This is a genomic window from Aeromonas sp. EU05-FHT14A05, from assembly GCF_058791175.1.
This window is the reverse complement of the sequence record NZ_JBYTDH010000001.1, coordinates 503880-515855: the sequence shown is the minus strand read 5'-3', so window position 1 is coordinate 515855 and position 11976 is coordinate 503880. Positions and strand designations below refer to the sequence as shown.

9 protein-coding genes are annotated in these 11976 nt (G+C 60.3%); 5 read left to right on the top strand and 4 right to left on the bottom strand.

Annotated features, from left to right (window positions below; translation table 11 throughout):
• Positions 1-14 precede the first annotated feature (14 nt).
• On the top strand, positions 15-1514 hold the full coding sequence (gene araA / locus AC3WR3_RS02205) for an L-arabinose isomerase (protein ID WP_492291041.1): 1500 nt from the start codon (positions 15-17) through the stop codon (positions 1512-1514).
• A gap of 71 nt (positions 1515-1585) precedes the next feature.
• Here araA and AC3WR3_RS02200 read toward each other — a convergent pair whose 3' ends face one another.
• Positions 1586-2476, bottom strand: coding sequence for a LysR family transcriptional regulator (locus AC3WR3_RS02200; protein ID WP_429107875.1), 891 nt, complete (start codon positions 2474-2476; stop codon positions 1586-1588).
• 114 nt (positions 2477-2590) lie between these two features.
• Here AC3WR3_RS02200 and AC3WR3_RS02195 point away from each other — a divergent pair, with 114 nt between their 5' ends.
• From AC3WR3_RS02195 to AC3WR3_RS02180, 4 genes are all read left to right on the top strand, one after another.
• Complete coding sequence (locus AC3WR3_RS02195) at positions 2591-3742, top strand: methionine aminotransferase (protein WP_319913785.1); 1152 nt, start codon at positions 2591-2593, stop codon at positions 3740-3742.
• An 8-nt stretch (positions 3743-3750) separates the two neighbouring features.
• Positions 3751-4566, top strand: a complete 816-nt coding sequence (locus tag AC3WR3_RS02190; protein WP_492291040.1) for a carbon-nitrogen hydrolase family protein — start codon at positions 3751-3753, stop codon at positions 4564-4566.
• A gap of 53 nt (positions 4567-4619) precedes the next feature.
• A complete protein-coding gene (locus AC3WR3_RS02185) occupies positions 4620-5390 on the top strand; it encodes an ABC transporter substrate-binding protein (RefSeq protein ID WP_139435351.1) in 771 nt (256 codons plus the stop codon).
• Between the two features lie 203 nt (positions 5391-5593).
• A complete protein-coding gene (locus AC3WR3_RS02180) occupies positions 5594-6310 on the top strand; it encodes a metallophosphoesterase (RefSeq protein ID WP_492291039.1) in 717 nt (238 codons plus the stop codon).
• Positions 6311-7208: 898 nt separating this feature from the next.
• Here the strand turns inward: AC3WR3_RS02180 and AC3WR3_RS02175 are convergent.
• Genes AC3WR3_RS02175 through AC3WR3_RS02165 form a run of 3 tightly spaced genes read right to left on the bottom strand, consistent with a single transcriptional unit; the run spans position 7209 to position 11866 of the window.
• A complete protein-coding gene (locus AC3WR3_RS02175) occupies positions 7209-10004 on the bottom strand; it encodes an Hsp70 family protein (RefSeq protein ID WP_492291038.1) in 2796 nt (931 codons plus the stop codon).
• 49 nt (positions 10005-10053) lie between these two features.
• Positions 10054-11019, bottom strand: a complete 966-nt coding sequence (locus tag AC3WR3_RS02170; protein WP_492291037.1) for a hypothetical protein — start codon at positions 11017-11019, stop codon at positions 10054-10056.
• Positions 11006-11866 carry a hypothetical protein gene (locus AC3WR3_RS02165; protein ID WP_492291036.1) on the bottom strand — a complete coding sequence of 287 codons (861 nt, stop codon included), beginning with the start codon at positions 11864-11866 and terminating at the stop codon, positions 11006-11008. Before AC3WR3_RS02165 ends, AC3WR3_RS02170 begins: the two co-directional genes overlap by 14 nt.
• Positions 11867-11976 lie beyond the last annotated feature (110 nt).

Here is an 11976-nt window from a genome sequence, read left to right as displayed (position 1 = left end):
GAGAGGACAAGTTCATGGAATTGATGAAACAGCTGGAAGTGTGGTTCCTGGTCGGCAGCCAGCACCTGTATGGCGCCACCACATTGAAGCAGGTGGCCGATCACGCCCACACCATCACCAGCCAGCTCAACGAGGGGGCGAGCCTGCCCCTCAGGATAGTGCTCAAGCCCACCGGCACCACCCTCGACGAGATAAGCGCGGTGGCCCGGGATGCCAACCACGACCAGCGCTGCGCCGGGCTCATGGTGTGGATGCACACCTTCTCCCCCGCCAAGATGTGGATCCCGGCCCTCAGCCAGTTGCAAAAACCCCTGCTGCAGTTCCACACCCAGTTCAACCGGGATCTCCCCTGGAGCGAGATCGACATGGACTTCATGAACCTGAACCAGACCGCCCACGGTGGGCGCGAGTTCGGCTTCATGGGGGCCCGCCTGCGGCTGCCCCGCACCGTGGTGGTCGGCCACTGGCAGGATGAAGAGGCCAGACAGAAGATTGGCAACTGGATGCGGGTCGCCGCCGCCATCCACGACAGCCGCCACCTGAAGATCGCCCGTTTTGGCGACAACATGCGCAACGTGGCGGTCACCGAGGGCGACAAGATTGAGGCCCAGATCCAGTTCGGCTATCAGGTGAACTACCACCCGGTCGGCGATCTGGTGAAGGTGATCGACGCCGTGCCCGCAAGCGACATCGAGGCGCTGCTGGCCGAATATGAGGCGACCTACACCCTGACCGAGGCGGTGCAGGCGGGCGGGCCCCTTCGCGCCTCCCTGTATGAGGCGGCGCGCCAGGAGCTGGGGATGAAGAAGTTCCTCACCGACGGCAGTTTTGGCGCCTTCACCACCACCTTCGAGGATCTCCATGGCCTGCACCAGTTGCCGGGGCTGGCGTGCCAGCGTCTGATGCAGCAAGGCTTCGGTTTTGGGGCGGAAGGGGACTGGAAGACAGCGGCCCTGCTGCGCACCCTGAAAGTGATGGGCGCAGGCCTTGCGGGGGGCACCTCCTTCATGGAGGACTACACCTACCACCTGGAAGCGGGCAACAACCTGGTGCTGGGAGCCCATATGCTGGAGGTCTGCCCCTCCATCGCCGCAGGCAAACCCGTGCTGGACGCCCAGCACCTGGGCATAGGAAAGAAGGCCGATCCGGCCCGCCTGCTGTTTGCGGCCCCCGCCGGCAAGGCGGTCAACGCCAGCCTCATCGATCTCGGCAATCGCTTCCGGCTGGTGGTCAATCAGCTGGAGGTGGTGGACCTGCCAGAGGCCATGCCGAAACTGCCGGTGGCCAGCGCCCTGTGGAAACCCCTGCCGGACCTGCAGACCAGCGCCGAAGCCTGGATCCTGGCCGGGGCCGCCCACCACTCGGTGTTCACCCAATCGGTGGACATAGAGCAGCTGCGCACCTTCGCCGACATCCTGGGTATAGAGTTCGTGGTGATCGACGAGCACACCCGCATCCCCGAACTCAAGGAGCAACTGCGCTGGAACGAGGTCTACTACAAGATCTGCCACTGATCCCTTCCTGGGCCAGCAGCCACCATCATGACAACAGCCCCGCGTGCGGGGCTGTTTCTTTTAATGCCCCCTCAAGGGTGCGCCTCCCCCTCCAGCAGCCAGTGACAGACCCGCTGCACCCCGTGGCGCCGGCTGTCGGGGCGGGCGAGCAGGGCGTATTCGTGATCCGTCTCCAGCACGGGGGCAAAGGGGGCGACCAGGGCGCCGCTCTCCAGCTCCTCGGCCACTATGGTGGGATCCCCGAGGGAGAGGCCGAACCCCTGCAGGGCGGCATTCATCGCCAAGTCCAGGGTATCGAACAGCTGCCCCCCCTGGGGCTGCCAGGGGATGTCGAGGAAGGCGGCAAACCAGTTGCGCCAGTCCCGCCGATCGGCGCTGGCATGGATGAGGGGCAGCAGGGGCAGCTCGTTCAGGTCGCGCTCGAACAGACGATGCTTGGCGGCAAACGCCGGGGCGCAGACCGGGGTCAGCCGCTCCCGAAACAGGGGCTGGCTGTGGGGATAGCGCCCCAGGCAGGGCTGATAGACGATGGCGAGATCGAAGGGCTCCCGGGAGAAGTCGATGCCGTGGCTGTGGCTGCCGCGCACCTCCACCGCTTCCCCCTCGAATGCCTGCAACCGCCGCAGCAACCAGCGGCTGGCGCAGGAGGGCACCTTGATGCTGATCGCCTGCTCGTGGGGCAGGGTCTGCAAGGCGCTGAGCCCCTCCCCCATGCGGGCCAGCCCTTCGCGGACGAAGGGCAGCAACCGCTCGGCGGCCGGGGTCAAGGTGAGGCAGCGGGTGCCGCGCACGAACAGCAGGTGCCCCAGGCGCGCCTCCAGCTGGGCGATCTGCTTGCTCACCGCCCCCTGGCTCACGCACAGCTCGTCGGCGGCCAGGGTGAAACTCAGATGGCGGGCAGAACACTCGAAAACCTGCAGGCCATAGAGGGGCAACTGGCTGCGGGGTTGGGCGGACAACATACAAGCCTCCATGCTTGAGAAAAACTCATGCATAACATGCCGAATAATCCGTTGTCCGGCAACCCTTGCGGGGGCTAAAAAGGGACCTCTTTCACACACTCAGGTGACGGCGCCATGTCTTCCCCCCGCATTGTCAGCAAACTGCCCCAGGTGGGCACCACCATCTTCAGCGTGATCGGGGATCTGGCCGCCCGCCATCCCAGCATCAACCTCTCCCAGGGGGCGCCGAGCTTCCCCTGCGATCCCGAGCTCATCCGGGTGACCCACGAGGCCATGCTGGCGGGGGAGAACCAGTATGCCCCCATGACGGGGCTGCCCGCCCTGCGCGAGCAGCTGGCGGCCAAGATAGCAACCAGCTACGGCCACCACTATGACGCTGGCGAGGAGGTCACCATCACCGCCAGCGCCAGCGAGGCCCTGTTCTGCGCCATCACCGCCCTGGTCCACCCCGGCGACGAGGTGATCATGTTCGAGCCGGCGTTCGACAGCTACCGCCCCATGATCCAGCTGCAGGGGGCCACCCCTGTGGTGATCGCCCTCAAGGCGCCGGACTTTGCCATCCCCTGGGAGGAGGTGGCCGCCCGCATCACCCCGCGCACCCGCATGATAGTGCTCAACACCCCCCACAACCCCACCGGTACCGTCTGGCAGGCGGGGGATCAGGAGCGCCTCGCCCGCCTGGTGCGCGGCACCGACATTCTCATTCTCTCGGACGAGGTGTACGAGCACGTGGTATTCGACGGCGCCCTGCACCAGAGCGTCATTCGCTATCCGGAGCTGGTGGAGCGCTCCGTCGCCGTCTTCTCCTTCGGCAAGACCTTCCACGTCACCGGCTGGCGGGTGGGTTACTGCGTGGCCCCCCGCCCCCTGATGGAGGAGATCCGCAAGGTGCACCAGTTCGCCATGTTCGCCGCCGACACCCCCATGCAGTACGGCTTCGCCCACCTGTTGCAGCAACCGGCCCACTATCAGGGGCTGGCGGCCTTCTACCAGCGCAAGCGCGACCTGCTGACCTCGGCCCTGGCGGATTCGCGCCTGACCCTGCTCCCCTCGGCGGGCAGCTTCTTCATGCTGGCGAGCTACGAGCGCATCAGCGACGAGCCGGACAGCCTCTTCGTGCAGCGGCTCATCCGCGATCACGGGGTCGCCACCATTCCGGTCTCCGCCTTCTATCACGACGGCACGGATCAGCGGGTCATCCGTCTCTCCTTCTCCAAGGATGACGACACCCTGCTGGCGGGCGCCGAGCGCCTGTGCGGCGTCTAGGAGGCACCATGGATTCAGTGCGCGTTGCCGTTATCCAGATGGTCTCCGGGGATGATCTCGACCACAACCTGGCCCAGGCCGAGGCCCTGCTGCGCCAGGCTGCGGCCGAGGGGGCCGAGCTGGCCCTGCTGCCCGAATACTTCTACCTGATGCCGGTTGACGAGCGGGCGCGGGTGGCCCTGGCCGCCCCCGTGAGCAGTCACCCCCTGCTGGCCTGGGCCCGGAAGCTGGCCCGGGAGCTCGGAGTCTGGCTGCTGGCGGGCACCCTGCCCCTTGAAAGCGACGAGCCCGGCAAGATGCACAACAGCAGCCTGCTCATCGACCCGCAAGGGGCGCTCGCGAGCCGCTACGACAAGCTGCACCTGTTTGGCTTTTGCACAGGGCAGGAGCAGTATGACGAGGCCGCGACCATGAGCCCGGGCCGGGAGGTGGTGAGCCATCCCCTGCCCTGGGGCATGCTGCGCTTTGGGATCTGCTACGACCTGCGCTTCCCGGAGCTGTTTCGCCTGGGGCCTGCCCCCGACTTCATCGCCCTGCCCGCCGCCTTCACCCACACCACGGGGCTCGCGCACTGGGAGCTGCTGCTGCGGGCCCGGGCGGTGGAGAACCTGGCCTTCGTGCTGGCCAGCGCCCAGGGTGGTGAGCACCCCGGCGGGCGGCGCACCTTCGGCCACAGCATGATCATCGATCCCTGGGGCCGGGTGCTGGCCCAGGTAGAGGAGGGTCAGGGACTGGCCATCGCCACCCTGGATCTGGCAGCCCAGCGCAGGGTGCGCAGCCAGCTGCCGGCCCTCGCCCATCGCAAGATAGCCGTCGGCCCTTGAGGCCGGCACCCTTTAGCACGCTAGGAATGACACCACACTTCAAGGGACTGACCATGAAACTCAACACACTGATGATGCTGGTGGCCCTGGCCACCACCGGCCAGGCCGCCGCCAAACCCCTGGTGATCGCCACCGACGCCACCTATCCCCCGTTCGAGATGGTCGACAGCAGCGGCAAGCTCGGCGGCTTCGAGGTCGATCTCGCCTACGCCCTGTGCGCGGCCATGAAGACCGAGTGCGAGGTGATCAACCAGCCCTGGGATGCCCTGCTGCCCGGTCTGCAGGTGCGCAAGTACGACGCCATCATGTCCTCCATGAACATCACCGACGAGCGGCGCCAGAAGGTCGCCTTCAGCCAGGTCTACTACATGATGCAGAACCGCTTCGTGGGGCGCAGCGACAAGGCGGGCGACTTTGCCGACACCCCTGAGCACTTCAAGGGCAAGGTGATCGCGGTGCAGGAGGGCACCCCCCAGGACAACTTCATCACCGCCCGCTACGGCGAGGTGGCCAAGATCAAGCGCTACGTCAACGCCCAGTCCCCCATGCTGGATCTGCAGTCCAGCCGCGCCGACTACACCTTCGGCAACATGGTGCAGTTGAAGGTGGGCTTCCTCGACAAGGAGATGGGCAAGCAGTTCGCCTTCGTCGGTCCCCAGTTCAACGGCACCCAGGACAAGATCCTGGGAGAAGGAGTGGCGGTGGCCCTGCGCAAGAACGATGACAAGCTCAAGGCCCGCTTCGATGCCGCCATCGAGAGCGTCAAGGCCGACGGCACCTTCGACACCCTGCTCAAGAAGTACCAGCTCGAAGATCTGCTCTGATCCCGACGACGGACCGCCCTCACACCATGCCAGTCGACACCGACTGGCATTTTTTATCCCGGTGAGGCGGCGCGTCCGGGCACGCCGGCGTTTACCTCTTCAAGGTCGAGGCCAAGCGTGCCATGCTGCAGCTATCCATGGGCCATTAACGGGTCATCGCGCAACCGCCGTTGTCGCGCACCGACCAGGCAAGGAGGCTAGCCATGAACCCGTCCCCGCTGATCAGACGCTTCTCCCGCAATCCTCTGGGGCGGGATCTTGCCGTCGGCGATATCCACGGCTACTTTTCGCGGCTGGAACAGACCCTCAACCAGGCGGGATTCGACTCCGCTCGGGATCGCCTCTTCTCCGTGGGGGATCTGACGGATCGCGGCCCCGACTGCACAGCCGTGCTCGAGTGGCTGGCCAGGCCCTGGTTTCACCCTGTCTGCGGCAATCACGACGACTACGTCTGCCGCTACGAGAGCTGCGATCGGGAGAACTGGATCCAGAACGGCGGCGGCTGGTTTCAGCAGTTGACCCCGGACGAGCAGGAGGCGTTCGCCGCCCACTACCGCACCCTGCCCCTTGCCATCGAGGTGGCCACCCCGGCCGGCCCGGTCGGGCTGCTCCACGCCGATTGCCCCTTCCCCTCCTGGCAGGGGCTGCTGGACCAACTGGATGCGGGGGTGAGCGGCGGCAGGCTGCGCGCCATCAAGAACGTCTGCCTCTGGTCAAGGCGCCGCATCGAGCGGATGGACGAGAGCGGTGTCGAGGATCTCGTCGCCCTGGTGGTGGGCCACACCCCGGTGGGCCGCCCGGCCCGTCTTGGCAACGTCTACTACATAGACACCGGCGGCTGGTATCCCGACGAAGGCGGCTACTTCACCCTGCTCGACCTCCACACCCTGATGCCGCTGCCCCCGGGTACGGCCCGATAATCCCCCATCCAGCCGCAATCCTGCACAGCCCCCTGAGCCGCCCCCCTTGAGCGTTCAATAAACCGGCAGCCAGGGCGCCCGGGCTTCGCTCTGCCTGCGCTATGGTTTACCATGCTGGCAACTGCGGTGCATGGCACCGCCCACCCAGGCGCCATGGCGCCGCCATCGGACACCTCACCTCGAGCAACATGAGCAACATGAGCAACATGAGCAACATGAGCAACATGAGCAACATGAGCAACATGAGCAAAACAGCACAGCCCGGCAGCGAGCCCACCTTCTACTTCCACGTTTTGCAATATATATTTTTTAATATCCTGATTTATAAAGGTTTATGGCTCTAACGCTGATGAGAGTGGTACACAATTAGGACGTGGTGAAATTTGAGGATCATTGCTACAAAAAGCAACGGTGTTCGACTGAGCAACTAAACCGACAGAACTTCACCCGTTTTTGCCGTAATAGAGCCAAGCCAGACCCGTCCAGCTGTTTCATATTTGAAACACCACATGCAGAAGTTCGTGGACATAAACTGCAGAAGTTCATTTTCCTGTTATATTTAAAGCACTTGCTGCAGAATTCAAACGACCTCGATCGAATCTTAATAACTCACCCATGTAGAAAGCACCCACCAGCAGACCATAAACAAGCCGCACTCGCTCATCCCGCCCCAGCAATACGGCAAGCAATACCTCGCCGCTTGCCGAATTGTTCCCATACCAGAATCACCAGAGGGCGGCTTCTACCAGATCCAGCAAAGAGAGATGTAAATAAGAAAGGCTCTCGGCATGGCGGGAGCCTTTACTCGATGATCCAACCCAAAATGTCAGGGTCTGGTGAATAACATGAACAACCAAGAGTGAGGAACCACAGGATATCACGGCACCTCACTCCCTATTCAGTTCATCATCAACCCAGTATCCAAATCGATTTTTTGATGAGCAATGGTGTTGTTTCTCAACGCCGACTCATCCTGTGCGACGGCCAGCTCCATAATGCCAGGCTGGATCGCCCGCACAAAGATCTTAGCGCCAAGTGGTGCAGCAGGAAAATCGATGCGCCGAGTAAGCAGCTCTGGATCCCCCTCAGCCATCCCGCTCCTTGCCCGTGGACTCTGGCTATAACATAGCTTGAACACCTTCTGGGGCATCACTCCCAACATTGTCCAACCTTCCCTGCCACTGGTCGGGGTTAGCTTGGCATCAAACTGTCCGCGACGAACCCCACCGACATAATAGCGAAAGGGTGCCTCATCACTGCAGGATGAACGAACCCGGTCTATCAGCTTGACCCCCTCACCGGGGCACAGACGCAGCAAGCCGAGTGCAACCCCGGTTTTGGCCGTGGGTGAATGGTGATCCTCTTCATCGATGGCCAGCGGAGGATGAATTTCAAGCTTGGGCGGCGTCTCCCCAAACACATCAACCAGCAGCTCTTGCAACAGATTCGCATCAAGCAGTTGGGCAAGATGACGGGAACGGCTGCCATTACCAGCAAGCAATACATGTACCGTTTTACCAGCAAATTGATCGACAACATGCGCCAACTCTTGCAGAAAGGCTATCAGCCCATCCTCGATGCGATCCTCCAGTAAATCGTCCAGATCCTCTTTATCAAGAATCAACTCACATTGCCTCAGTTGACCATCCACATCCAGCAAGGTCATCTTTAACTGGCCCTCAAGCTTGCCATCTTCACCCTCCATAAATGGGCGCAGCGCTGAAGCCAGCATCGCTGTATTGGTCTGTGCCGCCTGGGTCGGTTGGACGAAGGCCTCATCCCCGGCAAAGCGTTCACCATCAATGGGGCGAGTGAAGTGGATCTTGTGCTCGCGGCATACATCCAGATTGTATTGGAAAGCGTCATAGACCAGATGTTCCAGCAGGTTCTCCCCCCCCAAGAAGTTATCGCCAGAGGAGTGGATCGACTCAAACACCTGTTCGTAACCCTCAGCCTCCTCCTCTTCAGTGGCCCAGCGCCAAAGACCAAAGTCAAAATCAGTGGTGCCACCGCCAAAGTCGAAGACCGCATAGGCGAGCCCCTCATCATCGAGCGTCAGCTCGAGCTGGGGCAACGCGGCCGCGGCATAGGCCGCAGGCTCTGAAGCCAGTTCACGCACCTCGAATTGGCGCAGGATTTCGGTCTGGTTGACCAGCGAGATCGGCAGGCTGCGCTGCAAGCCGCGGCGAAAACTGGCGAGGATCTTGTCTTTGGTGGCTCGTTCGTACTTGGCCGGGAAGGTCATATGGTACTTGAGGTAGAGGCCGCGCTCGCGCCAGTTGATGGCCATCCCCAGATACCAGGCATAGAGCTCGACCGGATCAAAAAGGTATTGTTCATTGACCTGCATCGGCTCCCCACCTACCGGGTTGCGTTCGGTAAGGGACGGCAGCACCATTTCCCACCCCTGATAGTCAGTCAGGCGCAGCCGCTCCTTCTCCGAGCGCATCGCCCACTGTTTGATACGTGGCAAGATACTGGCAATTACCCGCGTGTCGCCGGGGTTGCTTCTAAAACTCTCCCTCGCCTCGTGTGAGGCGCGCAGCCAGCTCCAATCCAGCGCCGGGCGATAGGCCTGCTGTTGCCATATAGCGATAAACTGCTGATAGTCGAGGAGTTCCAGCACGGTCGGGTTCTCGTAGTGACTCGCTTGCGGCGCCTGATAAAAGTCCCGCACCCCGATCCGCAATAATTGGCGGGCGCCGTGTTCGTCACAATAGGCAACCACAGTGCTGCTGGTGCCAAAGTCGATGGCCACATTGTGAAGTTTGATATCGCGAGCAGGGTCGTGCGCCACCAGCCCCAGGGTATCGAGCTCTGACTTATCCGCCCCCCATAGCTCCCAGAGCCCCTTGTTGGGATCGGACAGACGTGGTGTTTCCAGCTTCGGCAAACGGCATGGCGTCCAATCCAATAGATACAGTTCGTTGATGGGATTGCTGAATTGTTTTTGGATATCCACCCCTTTCAGGCAGAGCCCCGCTTCATAGATCTCACGCAGCAGAGCTTCATGACTCAATGGCTGCCAACTATTATCTTCGGTCGGCCAGCTGGTTTCGGTATCCGGAGTAATCAAACGATGTTGCGAACTGACCATGGCAGCCATCAATTTGGCTATGGATAGTTGCTGCCACTCATTACTACGCGCATAGATATAACCGCCGTTAGTATTGTTAACATCAGACAGAGTCCAATCGTCAATATCACAACGATATTCCCTTGTAAACCAAGCATACTGTTCGTGTAAACGCACCCCAGTTCTATGCGGGTTACCAGGTAGTGCCCAGAAGGCTCTGAACTCCTCAATCGAAGGAACCATCCAACCACTTAGCCCTGGCGTTTGATACTGCTTCATCTTCTCGATAGCGGTTGAATACGTGTGACGAATTGATAATTGGCCATCGTTGTGCCACAGCAGACGGTGTTTCGTCTCAAACGTTGCCAACTGTTTCTGCTGATGGTCGAGCACATACAAAAAGGGATTACTTTTGATAAAAGCTTTGAGCTGATGCAAGGGCGGATATTTTAGCCCGGTTTCGGCATCAAACAGGCCACAAGGCTCTTCACTATTTAGCGGGCAGATATGCCAGAAGCGATGGCGGCCGAGTGAGTTGGTAAAATCGACAAGCACATCTTGATAGTGCGCAATAAAGTCTGGCTGATGCCGAGACGGGGTAGTCGTATCGTTGTTCATAGTAATGGATATCGCATAACGTTAGTTGGATGAGTTGAATGCATAGCTATTAGCCGGTGATCACCAGCGCTTTTTTCTGCAAACGACCTGCGTGATCACTGATCCCGGGTAGCCAGACCCCGCGCAGTGACTCACCGGAGGGGGGAGAGCCCACCGCGCGTTGCGCTTTGTTAAAGTCAAAACCGCTCGCCAAGGCTGGCTGATAGAGCTGATAGGGTTTTTGCCGCCAGTTGTGGTTATGCCATGCCAGGGCACTCCCAAGCAGCGTCAGCTCACCATCAGTTGCAGGGCGCAACTTCTGTTCACAGCGTGCTTTTAGCAGATCCCAGAGCAGCCTGATGGTATCGAGCTGCGAGAGCACGGCGACACAACGCTCCAGATCTGCACTCCCATCCGCCCCCATGCCATCGAGCCCCAGATCGGTGGCCAGACTGATATCCTGACAGAGCAACTTGACCACGGGGGATTGTCCGGCTTGGCGCAACGCATCCAGCTCGGCATGATGGCGCTGCTGCTGTTCCAATTGTTGCAAACGAGATGCCGTCTCGCTTAGCTCGGTTTGTGCTGTATGCCGTAAGGCTTGCTCTTGCCGCAGAGCCTGCTCTAGCCGCTGGCATTGCTGCTGCGATTGCAATAGGTGGCTGGCGGCCTCACTCAATTTATTTTCAAGCTGAGCACGCTGGTCACGTTCCTGTTTCAGCCGGGTCGTCAGTTCATTCTGTTGATCCGGCTGAACTGATGCAGACTGTTGGGCAAGGGTCAAGGCGTCATCACAATAAGTGGTGGATGCAGGCTGTATGACGTTCGTTTGCACTGTCCCCTCACCGCCAGCGGCTAACTGGCGGATCAGTTGTTGCAGCGGCGCAAAATGCTGCAGCAACAAATGCAAATCACTTGTGTGAAAACCAATTGACATCCCTCTGGATTCAACCTCCCACTCTCTGGCTAACTCATCCAGACGTTTTTGTTGTTTGCCAGATAAACCCGGTTTAGCCATACGATTAGCCTCTTCCATTAAGCACCTCGTTCTCAAGTACAAGTACCAGCTCCCGCATCTCTGAACGAGGTTTCAATAGTTGCCGCTGCGGTAATTCCGCCATAAACGCGACAATCTGTGCTTGCTGTTCACGGGGAAGCACCCTGAATTTGCGTTGCAGCACAAAGAGGCTCTCTTCACTGGGCTCCGGATAAGGGTTAGGCAGCGCATAAGGCTCGATGCGCCCGGTCAACAGGGCCAGATCCCGGCCATTGATCACACTAAACACTCGAGGGAAAAGAGCTGGTAGAAAGGTGATCAACCGCTCGGCATCGACTGTTCGTAATGCAGCTATCTGTCTTCGCAGGATTTCGTTCTCTCGCTCCAGGCTCTGCCGCTCCAGCTGCATTTGCTCACTCAATGACTCATGCTGATGACGAGTGGCCTCCCGCAGACGCTCGCGCTCGCTAATATCATCTGCCGCCAGCAACATGGGCAACAACTGCTCGGCAATCCAGTCGCGGGGTGGTAAAGCAGTTTCAAGTAGGCCTATAGCAAAACGTTCCCGCCACTTGTCATAAGAGACGATCTGCCAGTTACGCCCTTTGAACCGTGCAACCGATTGAGGCAAAGCCTCCTCCAGCATTGGCTGGCTGGCTGCATCATAGACCAGCAGCAGGGGGAGTTGGCACCCGACCCGTTCATCCAGGTCGGCGAGTGACTGGGGCACACAGCTGGCCCGGGCATTGGTTGGCAGCCAATTTATCTCCCCTTCAATAGGTAGATCGTGCACTGGCTGTTGTGGCGCAGCCTGCCAGGCAGCCAAATGGTGTTGCAACATCAGCACCACCAAGGTGCCGGTTTGGGGAGAGCTATTTGACGTCATGCTGATTATTTCCAATGGTCGGCAAAGAGGAGAGCTTACTCTCCTCCTCCTGTTCGATGCCCGCGTCAATATCAAAGGCTTTCAAACGGGCAACTGTCTCGTCGAAGTCG

Excerpts from the sequence above, each read along its gene's own strand:
- AC3WR3_RS02185 (WP_139435351.1), top strand. The coding sequence starts at position 4,620 with ATGAAACTCAACACACTGATGATGCTGGTGGCCCTGGCCACCACCGGC.
- AC3WR3_RS02190 (WP_492291040.1), top strand. The coding sequence starts at position 3,751 with ATGGATTCAGTGCGCGTTGCCGTTATCCAGATGGTCTCCGGGGATGAT.
- AC3WR3_RS02180 (WP_492291039.1), top strand. The coding sequence starts at position 5,594 with ATGAACCCGTCCCCGCTGATCAGACGCTTCTCCCGCAATCCTCTGGGG.
- AC3WR3_RS02170 (WP_492291037.1), bottom strand. The coding sequence starts at position 11,019 with ATGGAAGAGGCTAATCGTATGGCTAAACCGGGTTTATCTGGCAAACAA.
- AC3WR3_RS02165 (WP_492291036.1), bottom strand. The coding sequence starts at position 11,866 with ATGACGTCAAATAGCTCTCCCCAAACCGGCACCTTGGTGGTGCTGATG.
- AC3WR3_RS02195 (WP_319913785.1), top strand. The coding sequence starts at position 2,591 with ATGTCTTCCCCCCGCATTGTCAGCAAACTGCCCCAGGTGGGCACCACC.
- araA (WP_492291041.1), top strand. The coding sequence starts at position 15 with ATGGAATTGATGAAACAGCTGGAAGTGTGGTTCCTGGTCGGCAGCCAG.
- AC3WR3_RS02200 (WP_429107875.1), bottom strand. The coding sequence starts at position 2,476 with ATGTTGTCCGCCCAACCCCGCAGCCAGTTGCCCCTCTATGGCCTGCAG.
- AC3WR3_RS02175 (WP_492291038.1), bottom strand. The coding sequence starts at position 10,004 with ATGAACAACGATACGACTACCCCGTCTCGGCATCAGCCAGACTTTATT.